Raw genomic sequence first — 15,770 nt, 5'->3', positions numbered from 1 at the left:
TTATCGATTTGATTTGTGTTTTCTTAGTTCAAAATAGTATCCCTGAATCATCCCGTAGGCAAGTCCTCCCACAGCCCTTGATATCAAATATCTCACCCATCGACCATTATTGATTTTATCATCCATAAAAGTATCAGAGGTAATCCCTCCATATTCCATAATATGTGTAACAAAACCAAGTAGTATCATCGCTATAAGTCCTAAACGCAATACAGTAATCCAATATCTTTTGGAAGATATAATTGTTTTAAACATTACTTTAATTTCTCATTATTATGATGACGATCGTGATCTCTCTTTGTTTTAATATCCAGCTTTTTATCAAAAGCTTCCTGGAGATCCACTCCTGTTTGGTTAGCCAGACATAAAACTACAAACATTACGTCTGCAAGCTCTTCACCTAGGTCCTTATTTTTATCACTTTCTTTTTCACTTTGCTCTCCATATCTACGTGCTATAATTCTAGCAACTTCACCTACCTCTTCTGTAAGTTGTGCCATATTAGTAAGCTCATTAAAATAGCGAACTCCATGATTTTTGATCCAATCATCTACCGCTTTCTGGGCGTTTTGAATATTCATTTTATATCTTTTTAAGAACTATTTGCTCATTTTCTTTTTGTATCACTTGATTATAAAACTCCTTAATAGCAGGATAATAATTTGCTGGTATTACTGGAGCGGTGATCGTTTCATCGACCACAACCTGTATTATTCCATTTACAACATTTAATCTAAATGAGAATTTTCCAAGATTATCTGGTAATTTGAACGCTGAAGTTTTAGGACATTCAGCAACCGTATATCCATCAGGTATTTTAATATTCAACATGTACTTATTAGAAAAACCATATCCAAAGTCTACAGGGTATTTCCTATCATCAGATTTGAATATATTCTCTTTATCCCTCAAAAATAATAAAGGTGAAAAGAATATTTCATCTTCTATCGCTTCAATTTGATCTTCTATCATAAAATTAAATTTTTCACTTATGCCTTTTCCATAAGCTTTCATACCTTTTACAGTATACTCATCCAATTCAGATATCCCATATTCTTTTTGAAAACGTTGTGCTCTACTTTGATCATCTTTAGCACCATTATCTACTCTAAAATCATGTGCTAAATAATCTCTATAGTTGACGTTCATTTTTCCCTTTGCTACTCCTTGATCATCAATCTCACATTGTACTCGATATGCCATAACTGATGGAGCTTCTGGTCTAAAGTCAACCATTTCTGAAGTCCCATTTTTGGCAATCACCCTTCCCATACCCTTTATAATGCGTTTTGATAAAATATTAGGCATACCATATTTATCCGTAGCATCTAAATATATCAATCCTCCATCTGGTAATTTTATTCGCGTGATCACATAATTAAATCCGTCGATTGTTGGAAATAGAGGGATGGCAACATCACTTGTACTACAAATTACAGGATTGGCATTTATACCTGCATATGTAAGCATGGAAGTTAACATAAGGTTTATCTCAGAAACGCTTCCAGTATTTTCCTTGTAAGCCTTTTTCACCCCATCATTTACAAAAACTCCTCTTCTCTTATTCCAGGACATTTTTTGTTTTACAAAATCATAAATTTTTATTGCTTTATCCAGCGGTATTGTTATCCCACTTAATAGTTGATCAATATCATCCTTGTAATAATTAACTTTCTTTAACTCAGCTCCAAAATTCTGGCTATCATAAATTGTCTTAGACACATCTTCCCAGGTAGTAGACCGATAATCTATTGGACTATTAGGATATTTCACATAAGACAATTCATAATTAATAGAAGAAATATAATTTGTAATATTTCCTGAATAAGGTTCTACTTTAAATGCAGGTACATTCGTAGACTTAATTTTATCTACAGCTATTCCGTAATCCGTGCGATTGTTATTGACAGCAGACCAAACTATAAAATCTCTTTTTGTAGATTCTTGCAAATTAATCGGTAAATAACCCGTTGTCATTTTCTTAAAATTATAGTACTCCGGTATACTAACCTGAACCTCTATATTCTTTATTGGAATTTGACGTTGTAAATAAATTCTATCTATACTATAAACAAAGGGTGATGTGATCTTATACTTATATTCGATAACAGATCCCTCCTGTAAGGAAGGCATCGTAAATTTTACTTGATCTCTATTCTCAGAATATTCATTTTTAAATATCCCATCTTTCTTCAATTTTGTTTCAACGATTTTATCGTTTACAATAGAATAAGTTACTCCCTTAAGATTACTTATTTTCTCTTTATCTCCATTGTTTTTATAAAGTAGCAATTCTGTAGTAGCATAATCAAACCCTTCTTTATTATACAGCTTTACCCTTTTGAAAACTTCCGTGATCAGCTGAAAACCATTTTGTTGATTAAAATCAAAACGTATTTTTTTACTCTCATATAACACTGCTGCATTGGCTGAGCTGTCAGATGAATATGATTTTTCTAGTAACTCTTCTTTAGAAATTTTTCCAAATTTATATTCTTGTGCCCACGAATTCAAAGATATGAACAGTAAAGCGACTACTGTAATTTTAAATAATTCCCCCATGTTTAGTTGATTAGTTTTATTGTTGTTTAAGTACTATTTTCGTTTTGTCTGCATTTCTAATTTTAGACATAAACTGTCTATATTCTTCATACTTTTCCTTAGGATATGTCCCATCGTTTATCTTTAAAGCTCTGGTATACTTAAGAGTTGATTCATCAATACGCTCAATGTTACAGGAATAACTCCCAAAAATGCTCTCAAACGTTTTTTTCTCTGGAAGCTTACTAAAACCATATCCTGCTGGAATTTTAATTTCATATTCGTCTTTATCTTCATATCCCCTCGAAATCACCAAAGGTGTTTTTCTGTTTGCATACTTAGGTTTTTTACTTTTAATCCTATTGAAAAAATTAGGAACTATTAATAACCTACTACCCGCTTTAGTCGCATAGTTTCTAGCATTAATCTTTACTTTTTCTTGGTAGATTATATTATTTTTATCATCGATAAGTTCTACATCCAGGATATTTAAATTGTTTATGTAATCCCAATATTCCTTAAAATAAAGTTTTTGATCTTTTATGGATTTGGTCTTAGTTAAATATCTCCAATCATATTGCAATCCTTCAGAAGTAGAAACTACATCTGCAGTTATTGAAGCATCTGCTTGTAAGAAAACTGTAGCCTTTGTATAAAGCGTATTTTCTTCTGGTTGATATTTTTTTGTTCTTTTAATTTCTCCTCCATCGGGCTTAACAACAAGTACATTCCTATCATCTGTAAAATCACCAATGAAGTTGAATGGAGCGGTTTGACTTGTACATTCTAACCAAATATCTCCTTGTTCATCAGGAATATTTAATATCGCATGATTACCTTGCATAGAAGCAAAGTCTGCATCTATATCTCTTTTATCAGAATCTCCGTATACCACGGTGTAATAAGAAGTAATATCCTGAGATTCCAAAAGAGCTTTGGTATAATTGGTTAGTGCTTTACAATCTCCATACCCTAACCGATCTACATCTTCGGCTTTCATTGGCATCCATCCACCAATTCCTAACTGTACACTGATATATCTGGTTTTACTTTGTACAAATTCATAAATAAGTTTTGCTTTTTCTTTATTGGATTTTGCATCAGCTACTAATTCAGAAACTTTTTGAATAACTGAATCCGGTAATTCACCTCTTCCAGAAACCAAATTCTTGTATTGCCATGCTCCCATACTTTGCCAATCCTTAGCAGATCCATCAACGTTGACTAAAGAAAAATCCCCAAGCGTTACTTTTCCCATAGGAACCAACTCTCCGAAGGAAGGACTTCTATATTCTTTGGTAAGTGCCGGTACTTTTGATAATTTATAAGATATTTCCTGATCTCCTTTTAGTAATTCAATTGGATATCCTTCAAAAGATTTTTCCTTTGTTCTAAGCGGAATTTTTCTCGGATTAATAATTTTGTATGAAGCTTTTTCAACACTAAGATTATAGTTAGATATTGGAAACCAAGGCTCTATAAAAGCTGAATTTTTAGTTTCCACTTCACTTTGATAAACTAAAGTATACGGATAATTAACAGGAGTATAATCGAAATAGATATAACGATTATCTCCAATTAATGAAAAACCATCATACATGCTTCGATCACTAAAATCTTTCCTCTTAAACTTTTTAATTTCCTGTCCTAAAGAATTATAAACTAAAGCTTTTACATTTTTTATTTTCGTTTGAGGATCATATGGCTCATAATAATCAGCATTTTTTTCACCATACTTATTTAAAACAGTCACTACTCTTCTGGTTCTTATAATTACAGAATTAACCGAATTAATTTCTATCTCTACATCTTCTGATCGTATAACAGCATTTGCATTTTTAGTAAGAGTAGAATCCAAAAGTACCGACTGTAACTCAAAATTTTCTTGACAATTAATTTTCGAAAAGACACACAGACATAGCACAACTAGAAGTTGTTGTATTTTTTGAAACATATTTATCTTATTCTGGGGTAGTTATTATTCTTTATTCTTAGTATCAATAATAATTGTAACTGGTCCATCATTGAGCAGAGATACCTTCATATCAGCCCCAAATTGACCAGTTCCAACGTTTTTTCCTAAATCTTTTTCGAATTGTTTTACAAATTCTTCATACAGTGGAATTGCTTTCTCTGGTTTTGCAGCTTTAATAAAACTAGGTCTATTTCCTTTCTTTGTACTTGCATATAATGTAAATTGACTTACTACTATGGCATTCCCACCTACATCTACAACACTCTGATTCATCATACCTTTATCATCTCCGAAAATTCTTAATCTGCTTATTTTTCCAGATAACCAATCAATATCCTCTTTTGTATCTTCATCTTCTATACCTAATAAAACCAAAAGACCTAACTTAATTTCTGAGATTTTCTCTTGATTTACGGTAACAGAAGCTTCCGATACTCGTTGGATTACTGCTTTCATAATAGTATGTGTCAAATTGGAAGGAAATGTTACCCTAAAAACTTAAAAAATTATTCTTCGTTATAATTATTTTTTCGGTAGTGCTCATCTTCGCCCTCTAAAATCTGTAGATAACTTTTGTAACGGGACCAGGCAATTTCTTCATTTTCTAATGCTTCTTTTACTGCACACTTTGGTTCATTGATATGAAGACAATTATTAAACTTACATTGTTGTTTAAGCTCAAAGAACTCTGGAAAATAATCTCCGACTTCTTCTTTTTCCATATCTACAATACCGAATCCTTTAATACCAGGTGTGTCGATAATTTTGGCATCGAAACTAAGATCATACATCTCTGCGAAAGTGGTAGTATGTTGACCTTGTTGATGTTGATCACTAATCTCTGCTGTTTTTAAAGACAAATTAGGCTCTATAAGATTAACCAATGTAGATTTACCGACACCGCTATGACCAGAAAACATACTAGTATTTCCTTTCATTAACTCTTTAACTTTATCGACATTCTTGCCAGTTTTTGCAGAAATTCCAATACAATCGTATCCTATCTCCCTGTATAGTGCTGCAAGATATTTTATCTCTACAAGTTCATCCTGGTTATAAGTATCTATTTTATTAAACAACAACACAGCCTTGATATCGTACGCTTCTGCAGTAACTAAAAATCGATCTATGAACGCAGTAAAGGTTGGAGGATTATTAAGAGTAACTAATAAAAAAACCACATCAATGTTTGAGGCAATGATGTGGGTTTGTTTGGATAAGTTCACCGATTTTCTGATAATATAATTCCGGCGTTCTCTAATATTCTCAATAACACCAGTCTCTCTGTCATTTTTAGTTTCCAACTTAAAATCAACTACATCTCCAACAGAAACCGGGTTGGTACTTTTAATACCTTTTATTCTAAATTTACCCTTTATACGACATTCGTATACAGCACCTTCTTCCGATTTAACGGTATACCAACTTCCAGTAGATTTATATACAGTTCCTGTCATAAACGCAAAGATGCAAATAAATCTCTATTCCAAAGAGCTAATATTCATATTTAAGACTTCGCTACCTTTTTTTGATGATTGATTGACTCTTGGTGAATAGCTTTGTAAATTCTTAAAATAAATTCTTCGCTTAATCCTTTTTCTTCTCCTTCAAGAATCATTTTTCCTAAAATTTCATTCCAACGCTTGGATTGCAGGATAGCTACATTTTGCTTTGCTTTTGCTTTTCCTATTTCGTCAGAAATTTTCATTCTCTTTGATAGTACATCTAATAATTGATTATCCGCTACGTCGATTTTTGCTCTCAACTCACTTAATGTCTTCTGGTAAGACTCGTCTACGCCTACTTCTTTACGAATTTTTAAATCTTTCATATGCTGAATTAAAGTATCTGGTGTAATTTGTTGTGCGGCATCACTCCATGCATTGTCTGGATCATAGTGAGTTTCTACTATAAGTCCGTCAAAATTAAGATCTAGTGCTGTTTGAGAAAGGTCAAAAATCAAATCTCTCCTTCCTGCTATATGAGAAGGATCTAAAATTAACGGAAGATCAGGAAAACGATTTTGAAGATCAATTGGAATCTGCCATTCAGGAATATTTCTATATTTCGTTTTTTCATAGGTCGAAAAACCTCTGTGAATTACTCCTAAATTTTTCACATCTGCAGTATAAAAACGTTCTACCGCACCCAACCATAGCGAAAGATCAGGATTGATAGGATTTTTGATCAATACTGGATTATCAATTCCTTTACAAGCATCTGCAATATCCTGAACAATAAAAGGTGACACTGTACTTCTTGCCCCTATCCAAAGAACATCTACTCCATGCTCTAATGCTAATTCTACATGATGTGGGTTTGCCACTTCGGTAGCAATCTTCATTCCTGTTTCTTCTTTAGCACGTTGTAGCCATTTCAATCCTAAAGCACCAACTCCTTCAAAATTCCCTGGTCTTGTACGAGGTTTCCAGATTCCTGCTCTTAGTACAGTTGCGTCAGAATCTTTAAGCTGATGCGCAATTTTAACTACTTGCTCTTCAGTTTCAGCACTACAAGGACCTCCAATCACCAATGGATGATCCAAATTATATGCATCTAACCAGTTTCTAAGTTCTTTCTTATTCTCCATTTCTATTTTTTTATACTGTTTTAATTTTACGTTTTTAGAAGGTTATAGTTGTTATGATATTCCTTTTAGAATAGCTTTTATATGATTTGTATCTTCCATTTCCTTATATATTTCAACAAAATTATCCTCCTCCATTAATTCTTTAAACTGTGTCAGATTTGCAATATATTCTGTTAATGTTTCTATTACATTTTCTTTATTATGTCTAAAAATTGGGGTCCACATTTCTGGTGAACTTTTTGCCAAACGGACCGTAGAGGCGAAACCACTGCCTGCCATATCAAATATATCTCTTTCGTTTTTTTCCTTTTCAATCACTGTCTTACCTAACATAAACGAACTAATATGAGATAAATGCGAAACATACGCTATATGTTTATCATGCGACGCAGGATCCATATATCGAATTCTCATTCCTAATCTGTTAAAAATCTCCATGCCACGTTCTTGCAATTTAAAGGCTGTTTTTTCCACTTCACAAATGATATTTGTTTTTCCTCTATACAAGTTGGCTATCGCTGCTTGTGGTCCCGAAAACTCTGTTCCTGCAATAGGATGAGCAGCTAAATAATTTCTTCTTTTTGAATGATCTCCTACCGAGGTACATAACTTCTTTTTTGTAGAACCTACATCAAAAACAAGACAGTCGTCATTAATTTTATCTAAAATTTTTGGCAATAACTTAACCGTAATATCTACAGGAACGGATACAATCACCACATCAGCTTTATCTAATTCTTCGAAAGTAGATTTTTCATCAATGATTCCTAAAGAAATCGCTTTGTCTAAATGTTGTTCATTTTTATCTACTCCATAAATCTCTGCCTCGTTAAAAGCTGCTCTAATATCTATAGCAAACGACCCGCCTATTAACCCTATTCCTATTACAAATACCTTCATTCTATATACAAATTACGATTTTTGATGTACGATGCTATTGTTCGCAAATTGTGTTTGTTTTTTCTCAAATCGTTCAATTGCTTCTTTTATATTTTCTTTAGTAACACATAATGAAAAACGAATATATCCTTTACCATTACTCCCAAAAATATCTCCAGGAGTTATAAACACACTGTTTTTATACAATATATGATCAATAAATTCTACTGCGTCGATTCCTTCTGGCAATTTCGCCCACACAAACATTCCGGTTGCTGTTTTATCAAATGAACAACCTAATAATGAAGCTAGTTCCCATATTAATTTTCGTCTTTCTTTATAGATAGCATTTATCTCATCATACCAATCATGGGATAATTTCAATGCTGCAATAGCTCCTTTTTGAATACCTAAAAACATACCACTATCCATATTGCTTTTTACTTTAAGGATTGCTTCAATTTTATCCTGACTTCCAGTTACTACTCCTACTCGCCATCCAGCCATATTAAAGGTCTTACTTAGAGAATTTAACTCTAGTGCTACATCTTTCGCACCTCCTATAGATAAAATGCTAGTCGGATTATCGTTTAATATAAAGCTGTATGGATTATCATTTACCAATAGTATGTGATGCTTTTTTGCAAAAGCAATTAATTTTTTAAGAGTCTCTACACTACCCGAAGCTCCTGTTGGCATATGAGGGTAATTAATCCACATAATCTTAACTCTGCTTAGATCCTTTTTTGATAACAACTCTAAATCCGGTTCCCAATTATTAGCTTCTTTTAGATCATAAAATAGTGGTTCTGCACCTACCAAATTTGTAACAGATGTATAGGTGGGATATCCAGGATTAGGCACCAATACCTGATCACCTTCATTAAGGTAAGCTAATGAAATATGCATAATTCCTTCTTTAGAACCCATTAAAGGCAAAATCTCATTTTCAGGATTTAATGCTACTCCATAGTTAGTATTATAAAAATTGGCAAAAGCCATTCTAAGTTCTGGAACACCCTGATAACTCTGGTATTTATGTGCGCCATCTTGCAATACTGTTGTCCGTATAGCTTCTACAACTTCTTTTGGAGGGTCCAAATCAGGACTTCCAATAGCCATGTTTAAAATCGGCTTTCCTGAAGCCGCCAGTGCCCTAACTTCACGCAACTTTTTAGAGAAATAATATTCCTCTATCGTTTCTAACCGTTTTGCTGTTTGAATACTCATCCGTTCTGATTTTTATATTCTCCTAGTATTTTTAATTCCAAAGCCATAATCTTTAATATAGAAATAGCTTTTTGATATTCTTCATATTTATCAAACGTTACATCCACAAAAAAGGAATACTTCCATGGCATATCAATAACTGGTAATGACTGAATTTTAGTAAGATTCAGTCTGCAATCGCTCATAACGTTAAGTACAGTAGCCAAACTACCTCTTTTGTGATCTGTAAGAAATTTTAATGATGCTTTATTGATTTCCTTACTATCCAAGCCAGAGCTTTCATCTGTATTGAGAATAAAAAATCTGGTACTATTTGTTTTTATAGTTTGAATATTTTTTGCTAAAATTTCCAAATCATAAATTTTAGCTGCGGTTTCTCCTGCAACTGCCGCTATACCTCTTAACTTCTGCTCTTGAATTCTCTTGGCAACATCAGCTGTATCCGCATCTTCGACCAACTTAATATGAGAGTGTTTACGAAAAAAATCTTTACACTGAAGCAAAGCCATAGGATGAGAATATACTTCTTTTATATCAGAAATTTCCTGATTTCCCAATGCCATTAAACAATGATGAATTGGCTGAAAATATTCTCCACAAATGGTTAAATCATGTTCATCAATGTAGGCATAATTAGGAATAATTGATCCCGCGATAGAGTTTTCGATCGCCATCACTGCATCGGTACTTTTCTTATTTTCTAAGCTGTGCACTAACTCCTGAAATGACATGCATTCGTGAACATCAATCTCATTACCAAAGTATGCCTGTGCCACTCCATGGTGATACGAACCTTTTATTCCTTGTATGGCAACTCTTTTACTCAAACGTTTTAAATTTTATGTTCAAAAAAAAATCCCGATTCTACATCGGGATTCTAATTTATAAATTTGACTTATTTATTTACATAGCGATCCCGAACTTCCTTTAAAATAAAAGAAGAAAAAATAAAATCGGTTCCAAGTAAATAAATTGTTCATTTCTGTTTTAATTATGTTGCTAAAGTAGCTAAAACAATTACTATACAAAATAAATTTTAGTTTTTTTCATCAATCCGCAGGTATTATCATTAATTATTAATTTTTAACCTGCAATTACTATTAAATTTTGAATAAACTAACCTTTATAATAAGAATTTTCTAAGTTTTAAAACACTAACAAACGTTAGTAATTATATTACTCCCAGCTCTTTACCTACTTTGGTAAATGCTTTAACGGCTTTTTCTAGATGTTCTCTATCATGTCCAGCTGATAATTGAACTCTAATACGTGCTTTTTCTTTAGGAACAACAGGATAGAAAAATCCAATCACATAGATTCCTTCATCAAGTAATTTTGCTGCAAATTCCTGAGCTAATGTTGCTTCGTATAACATTACTGGTACTATTGGATGATCTCCAGGAACAATATCAAATCCTGCGGCTGTCATTTCTGATCTAAAATACTTAGTATTTTCTTCTAGTTTATCTCTTAAGGCCGTAGAGGAACTTAATAGATCTAATACTTTTATAGATGCTCCAACAATAGAAGGTGCCACGGTATTAGAAAATAGGTAAGGTCTAGATCGTTGACGTAACATGTCTACAATTTCTTTTCTGGCTGCTGTAAAACCTCCTGATGCTCCTCCAAGAGCTTTACCATAGGTTCCTGTAATGATGTCTACACGTCCCATTACATCTCGATATTCATGGGTACCTCGCCCAGTTTTTCCAAGAAAACCAGTAGAATGACATTCATCAATCATTACCATAGCATGATACGCATCTGCTAAATCACAAATTTTATCTAACTGTGCGATAGTTCCATCCATCGAAAATGAACCATCTGTAACAATTAATATTCTTCTAGATCCTTCTGCAGCTTTTAATTGCTTTTCGAGATCGACCATATTATTATGTTCGTATCTAAATCGCTTTGCTTTACACAAACGAATTCCATCTATAATAGAAGCATGATTTAGAGAGTCTGAAATAATTGCATCTTCTGCTGTAAGGATTGGTTCAAAGACTCCTCCGTTTGCATCGAATGCTGCTGCATATAAAATACAGTCTTCCATTCCTAAAAACTCTGCAGTTTTACGCTCCAATTCTTTATGTATATCTTGAGTTCCACAGATAAAACGAACAGAAGATAATCCATAACCGTGAGAATCTATAGCATCTTTACCAGCTTGGATAACATCTGGATGAGAAGAAAGTCCAAGATAGTTATTCGCGCAAAAATTTAAAACATCTTTGGTATTCGTTGTATCGATCTCGGCACCTTGTGGTGTGGTAATTATTCTTTCTGACTTATATAAACCAGCTGATTTAATATCATCTAATTCCTTCTGTAAGTCATCTTTTATATTTGAAAACATGTATATATTGTTATTGTATTATATTTATTATTTTGATTTTTTAGCAACAGTAATTTCTAAAACATTAGTATTTCTTTATTTCTTGAACCTTGTTTGTACTTCTGTTGTAATTTTTGGATCATAATCTCAGTAATACTCTTAAGATCATAATTAGCTTGCCATCCCCAATCTTTTCTTGCAGCTGTATCTTCTATAGATTTTGGCCATCTTGCTGCAATTTCTTGTCTAAAATCGGGTTCATAGGTAACCTTAAAATCGGGATATAATTTACGGATTTCGGCGGTAATTTCTTCTGGAGAAAAACTCACTCCCGCAATGTTATAAGAAGTTCTAACGGTAATATTTTCTTTTGGAGCATCCATTAATTCTAAAGTAGCTCTTATTGCATCCTCCATAAATATCATAGGAAGGGTTGCATCTTCTTTCAGAAAACAACTAAAGTCTTCTTCTTTTACTGCTTTATGATAAATATCAACAGCATAATCAGTCGTTCCTCCTCCAGGCAATGATTGGTATCCTATGACTCCAGGATATCTAATCGATCTAATATCTAATCCATATTTAAGAAAGTAATACTGAGCCCAATTTTCTCCAGATGCTTTACTCATTCCATAAACTGTAGCAGGATTAAGATATGAGTCGTTTGGAGTATTTATTAGTGGTGCGCCTTCTCCAAAAACAGCAATAGAACTCGGGAAAAACACTTTTTCTATTTGATTCTTTCTGGATACTTCAAGAACATTAAAAAGTGTTTTCATGTTAATATCCCAGGTAGCTAATGGATTTTCTTCTCCTTTGGCCGATAAAATTGCAGCCAAATGATATATCTGAGTAATCTTATATCGTTCTACTACCTCTTGGATTCTTTGTTGATTCGTAGCATCTATTACTTCGAAAATTCCTTTGTAAGAATCCCTTTGCTCAAGATCAGAAGCAATTACATTTTCTATGGTATATTTTTTCTGAAGCTCTTTGGTTAATACAGAACCGAGCTGACCATTTGCACCAATTACTAAAACTTTTGTATCCATTTTCCTCTTAATTTTTTAACACTTTGCAGTGTTATTTACTTACTAAAATAAGAATAACAATGTTTATATTTGATAAAACAAAAAAATTAAGTAATTTTTACTGATATATTGCTTTTAAAAAATATTATTTACTTTTAACAATAAGATAACGATAGATTTAAAGTAATTTTTAATCAACATTTATGGATCAATTAGACCAAATAGATTTAACCATTCTTAGAATTCTTCAGAAAGACTCTAAAAAGACAGCTAAAGAAATAGCCTCTATTCTAAATTTAACTCCTTCTCCTGTTTATGAACGAGTTCGTAGGTTGGAAAAACAAGGATTTATAAAAAAATATGTAGCGATTTTGGATAAAAAATTAATTGACAGATCAATTACCACTATTTGTCAAGTATCTATGCGCTATCATAATGAGGCATTTATTGAAAAGTTTGAAGAACAAATTCAGAATCTAGATGAAGTACAAGAGTGTTATCATATGGCTGGACAGGTTGATTTTGTATTAAAAATCCATACCAAAAGTCTTGAAGAGTATCATGATTTTGTAAAGTCGAAACTCTCTAAAATAGAGAATATTGGTGTTCTAAACAGTACGTTTGTTCTTAAGGAAATTAAACATTCTTCAGAATTTTATATTTAATCAAATTGATTAGAAAAGTATTCTTTAAGCCAGAATGCTGTTTTTTTCATTTTTCGGTTGAGTGTAGTTTTATCCATACCTACGATTCCAAATTTAGGAATATAACCTTCTGCCCATTCAAAATTATCTACAAGTGTCCATAACAAAATTCCTTTCAAATTAATCTTCTTGGCTATAACGTTTTCCGTTCCAATGATAATTTTCTTGTAATAAGCTATCCTTTTAGAATCATCTTCTACATCTGACAAAGCTATTCCGCACTCTGATAACCATAAGGGTTTTTCTGAATCGTATTTGGAAAACCGTTCTAAAAAAAATTCTGCTCCTTCTGGATGAGTTTCCCATCCCATTACTGAAACAGGCACTTTTCTTTTTTTTGGACTTACCAAAACACAGCCTAAATAAGGAATATACCATGCACTTTTCACTACTTCTCTAGCATATGTTTGAATACCCCAGAAATCAAAATCTATTTTCATGATTTCCATATCTCCTTCTTGTATGAATTTTTCAATATTAGTTACAAGTGGTAATTCATTTTTAGGGTATCCTAATCCAAGATAAGGTTCTATGCATAAACGATTCATTAATGCATCTATTCTAAGTGCGGCTTTTTGATCTCTTTTTTGATTTGTAAAGGCTTCAATTTTAGTACAACTTACCGCAGTCCCTACAAGCAAATTATCATCTGTTTTTAAAATATGAAATCCTTTCGCCTGTGCTAATAAAATATGATGAATACTGGCACTGAAATTTTTAATTCCTCGTTTTCCTGGAGCGTGTATTCCTAGGAAATATCCAGCTCCAATACATACTATAGCTTCATTTACAAGAATCCAATTTTTTACACGATCCGAGAAATGATCCTTGAGAACACGAACATAATTTTCATAATCTGCGATTACCTCCCTATTTCGCCATCCACCTTTGTCTTGTAATTTTTGAGGTAGATCCCAATGATATGTAGTGATCCAAGGCTCTATTCCGACCTTAAGACAATAATCTATTACCTTATTATAAAATGCGATTCCTTTCTCGTTAATAGCTCCAGTACCATCAGGAATTATTCTTGACCAAGAGATAGAAAAGCGAAATATCTTTAACCCGATATCGACACATACATCAATATCCTCCTCAAAACGTTCGTAAAAATTAGTAGCAATCTGATTATTGGATTTATCCTTTATTTTTCTGGAATTCTTGGTAAATGTATCCCAGATAGAAGCACCCCTTCCATCTTTATCAAAAGCTCCTTCTGTTTGAGCTGCAGCAGTAGTGACTCCCCAAATAATTTGATTCTTAGAGCCCATTAATGGAATAAAATACTATTTAAGAAAAAATGGTAAATTGTTAGTGTTTAAATAAACCTCGCTTGAAAAAAGGAAATAATACAACAAAAAATACTTGCTGAACATTACATATTATTTTGTCAAATAATCTAAGTACAAACCTTACTATTTTGCTAGCTATCATATTGAATACCTTTTAATTATAAATTTAACAAAATGTAACTCAGGTAAGTTTATCAAAACATTATCAAAAGGTTATGATCTGTTTTTTTATTTTTTTATTTGATTTACATACAATAAATAAGGTTTTATGTACTTTTGAATATAAAGGGAAGTTATGTCTATTTCAGTTTCAAAAATTTCTAAAGTATATAATGAGCAAAATGCTTTGAAAGAAATTTCTTTTGAAGTAAAACAAGGAGAAATTGTTGGCTTTTTAGGTCCGAATGGTGCTGGAAAATCCACAATGATGAAAATTCTGACTACTTATTTAGATGCTAGCTCCGGAAAAGCACAAGTAAATGGATTTGACATACATTCTGAATCTATGGATGTACAAAGGAATGTAGGCTATCTTCCAGAACACAATCCTTTGTATTTAGACATGTATGTTAGAGAATATTTGGCTTTTAATGCTCAGGTTTATAAAGTAACTACATCTCGAATTGAAGAAGTAATACAACAAACTGGTTTACTACCAGAATCCAATAAAAAAATTAGTCAATTATCTAAAGGATATCGCCAACGTGTAGGATTGGCCTGTGCATTACTTCATGATCCCAAAGTATTAATTCTTGATGAGCCAACCACTGGACTTGATCCAAATCAGTTGGTAGAAATCAGAGAACTTATCAAAACGGTAGGCAAAGAAAAAACAGTTTTTCTTTCTACACATATTATGCAGGAAGTAGAAGCCATGTGTGATCGTGTTATTATTATCAACAAAGGTGAAATAGTAGCTGATAAAGACTTAAATGAAATGATGGATCAAACTGATCAGATCATTGAAGTTGAATTTGATTATAGAGTAGAAGAAGCCTTTTTATCCAAATTTGATTATATCAAACAGGTTAAAAATGTCCATGGCTTTGTATACTTACTCACATTTGATACTACAATCGATATGAGACCCTCAGTTTTTGATTTTGCTCATGATAATCAACTAAAAATCCTGCAGCTTTCGAGAAAAAATAAAAACCTAGAGAGTTTATTTAGAGAGCTAACGAATTAAA

The 15,770-nt window shown here is 32.5% G+C and carries 15 protein-coding genes; 2 read left to right on the top strand and 13 right to left on the bottom strand.

What is annotated here, in order from left to right; all coding sequences use genetic code 11:
* From Q1B37_RS03310 to Q1B37_RS03255, 12 genes are all read right to left on the bottom strand, one after another.
* Window positions 1–255, bottom strand: a complete 255-nt coding sequence (locus tag Q1B37_RS03310) for a hypothetical protein (RefSeq protein WP_299603070.1) — start codon at window positions 253–255, stop codon at window positions 1–3.
* Window positions 255–581 carry a nucleotide pyrophosphohydrolase gene (locus Q1B37_RS03305; RefSeq protein WP_299603073.1) on the bottom strand — a complete coding sequence of 109 codons (327 nt, stop codon included), beginning with the start codon at window positions 579–581 and terminating at the stop codon, window positions 255–257. The genes Q1B37_RS03310 and Q1B37_RS03305 overlap by 1 nt, the downstream gene beginning before the upstream one ends.
* Window position 582: 1 nt before the next feature.
* Window positions 583–2,562: a transglutaminase gene (locus Q1B37_RS03300; RefSeq protein ID WP_299895399.1), complete on the bottom strand. Its 1,980-nt coding sequence runs from the start codon at window positions 2,560–2,562 to the stop codon at window positions 583–585.
* Window positions 2,563–2,578: 16 nt separating this feature from the next.
* The gene (locus Q1B37_RS03295; RefSeq protein ID WP_299895397.1) at window positions 2,579–4,399 is read right to left on the bottom strand and encodes a DUF3857 domain-containing protein; all 1,821 of its coding nucleotides are present in this window, start codon (window positions 4,397–4,399) and stop codon (window positions 2,579–2,581) included.
* Between the two features lie 120 nt (window positions 4,400–4,519).
* Window positions 4,520–4,972 (bottom strand): D-aminoacyl-tRNA deacylase, encoded by a 453-nt coding sequence (dtd, locus tag Q1B37_RS03290; protein WP_299603080.1) that lies wholly within the window; start codon window positions 4,970–4,972, stop codon window positions 4,520–4,522.
* A 50-nt stretch (window positions 4,973–5,022) separates the two neighbouring features.
* Complete coding sequence (rsgA, locus tag Q1B37_RS03285) at window positions 5,023–5,973, bottom strand: ribosome small subunit-dependent GTPase A (protein ID WP_299895393.1); 951 nt, start codon at window positions 5,971–5,973, stop codon at window positions 5,023–5,025.
* A 50-nt stretch (window positions 5,974–6,023) separates the two neighbouring features.
* Complete coding sequence (locus Q1B37_RS03280; protein WP_299603086.1) at window positions 6,024–7,106, bottom strand: bifunctional 3-deoxy-7-phosphoheptulonate synthase/chorismate mutase type II; 1,083 nt, start codon at window positions 7,104–7,106, stop codon at window positions 6,024–6,026.
* 51 nt (window positions 7,107–7,157) lie between these two features.
* Window positions 7,158–8,006 carry a prephenate dehydrogenase gene (locus tag Q1B37_RS03275; protein WP_299895390.1) on the bottom strand — a complete coding sequence of 283 codons (849 nt, stop codon included), beginning with the start codon at window positions 8,004–8,006 and terminating at the stop codon, window positions 7,158–7,160.
* A gap of 12 nt (window positions 8,007–8,018) precedes the next feature.
* Window positions 8,019–9,215: an aminotransferase class I/II-fold pyridoxal phosphate-dependent enzyme gene (locus Q1B37_RS03270; RefSeq protein WP_299895387.1), complete on the bottom strand. Its 1,197-nt coding sequence runs from the start codon at window positions 9,213–9,215 to the stop codon at window positions 8,019–8,021.
* Window positions 9,212–10,042 (bottom strand): prephenate dehydratase, encoded by an 831-nt coding sequence (locus Q1B37_RS03265; RefSeq protein WP_299895385.1) that lies wholly within the window; start codon window positions 10,040–10,042, stop codon window positions 9,212–9,214. The genes Q1B37_RS03270 and Q1B37_RS03265 overlap by 4 nt, the downstream gene beginning before the upstream one ends.
* 344 nt (window positions 10,043–10,386) lie before the next feature.
* Window positions 10,387–11,574, bottom strand: coding sequence for a glycine C-acetyltransferase (gene kbl, locus Q1B37_RS03260; protein WP_299895384.1), 1,188 nt, complete (start codon window positions 11,572–11,574; stop codon window positions 10,387–10,389).
* Between the two features lie 56 nt (window positions 11,575–11,630).
* On the bottom strand, window positions 11,631–12,605 hold the full coding sequence (locus tag Q1B37_RS03255) for an NAD-dependent epimerase/dehydratase family protein (protein ID WP_299895382.1): 975 nt from the start codon (window positions 12,603–12,605) through the stop codon (window positions 11,631–11,633).
* Window positions 12,606–12,787: 182 nt separating this feature from the next.
* On the opposite strand from Q1B37_RS03255, the gene Q1B37_RS03250 reads away from it, so the two are divergent.
* Window positions 12,788–13,249: an Lrp/AsnC family transcriptional regulator gene (locus Q1B37_RS03250; protein ID WP_299895380.1), complete on the top strand. Its 462-nt coding sequence runs from the start codon at window positions 12,788–12,790 to the stop codon at window positions 13,247–13,249.
* Here the strand turns inward: Q1B37_RS03250 and Q1B37_RS03245 are convergent.
* On the bottom strand, window positions 13,246–14,559 hold the full coding sequence (locus tag Q1B37_RS03245) for a family 1 glycosylhydrolase (protein ID WP_299895378.1): 1,314 nt from the start codon (window positions 14,557–14,559) through the stop codon (window positions 13,246–13,248). The genes Q1B37_RS03250 and Q1B37_RS03245 overlap by 4 nt on opposite strands.
* A gap of 316 nt (window positions 14,560–14,875) precedes the next feature.
* Here Q1B37_RS03245 and gldA point away from each other — a divergent pair, with 316 nt between their 5' ends.
* Entirely contained in the window at window positions 14,876–15,769 is an 894-nt protein-coding gene (gene gldA, locus Q1B37_RS03240) for a gliding motility-associated ABC transporter ATP-binding subunit GldA (protein ID WP_299895376.1), read from the top strand.
* The last annotated feature ends 1 nt before the right edge of the window (window position 15,770 follow it).

Source organism: uncultured Aquimarina sp., assembly GCF_947492965.1.
GTDB lineage: Bacteria > Bacteroidota > Bacteroidia > Flavobacteriales > Flavobacteriaceae > Aquimarina.
The sequence above is the reverse complement of the archived record's forward strand: the minus strand, read 5'-3'. Positions and strand labels throughout refer to the sequence as shown.

What these genes read in the sequence shown, in the direction of transcription:
- Q1B37_RS03305 (WP_299603073.1), bottom strand. Translation starts at nt 581, where the DNA reads ATGAATATTCAAAACGCCCAGAAAGCGGTAGATGATTGGATCAAAAAT.
- rsgA (WP_299895393.1), bottom strand. Translation starts at nt 5,973, where the DNA reads ATGACAGGAACTGTATATAAATCTACTGGAAGTTGGTATACCGTTAAA.
- Q1B37_RS03280 (WP_299603086.1), bottom strand. Translation starts at nt 7,106, where the DNA reads ATGGAGAATAAGAAAGAACTTAGAAACTGGTTAGATGCATATAATTTG.
- Q1B37_RS03310 (WP_299603070.1), bottom strand. Translation starts at nt 255, where the DNA reads ATGTTTAAAACAATTATATCTTCCAAAAGATATTGGATTACTGTATTG.
- Q1B37_RS03255 (WP_299895382.1), bottom strand. Translation starts at nt 12,605, where the DNA reads ATGGATACAAAAGTTTTAGTAATTGGTGCAAATGGTCAGCTCGGTTCT.
- kbl (WP_299895384.1), bottom strand. Translation starts at nt 11,574, where the DNA reads ATGTTTTCAAATATAAAAGATGACTTACAGAAGGAATTAGATGATATT.
- Q1B37_RS03250 (WP_299895380.1), top strand. Translation starts at nt 12,788, where the DNA reads ATGGATCAATTAGACCAAATAGATTTAACCATTCTTAGAATTCTTCAG.
- Q1B37_RS03300 (WP_299895399.1), bottom strand. Translation starts at nt 2,562, where the DNA reads ATGGGGGAATTATTTAAAATTACAGTAGTCGCTTTACTGTTCATATCT.
- Q1B37_RS03245 (WP_299895378.1), bottom strand. Translation starts at nt 14,559, where the DNA reads ATGGGCTCTAAGAATCAAATTATTTGGGGAGTCACTACTGCTGCAGCT.
- Q1B37_RS03270 (WP_299895387.1), bottom strand. Translation starts at nt 9,215, where the DNA reads ATGAGTATTCAAACAGCAAAACGGTTAGAAACGATAGAGGAATATTAT.
- dtd (WP_299603080.1), bottom strand. Translation starts at nt 4,972, where the DNA reads ATGAAAGCAGTAATCCAACGAGTATCGGAAGCTTCTGTTACCGTAAAT.
- Q1B37_RS03275 (WP_299895390.1), bottom strand. Translation starts at nt 8,006, where the DNA reads ATGAAGGTATTTGTAATAGGAATAGGGTTAATAGGCGGGTCGTTTGCT.
- gldA (WP_299895376.1), top strand. Translation starts at nt 14,876, where the DNA reads ATGTCTATTTCAGTTTCAAAAATTTCTAAAGTATATAATGAGCAAAAT.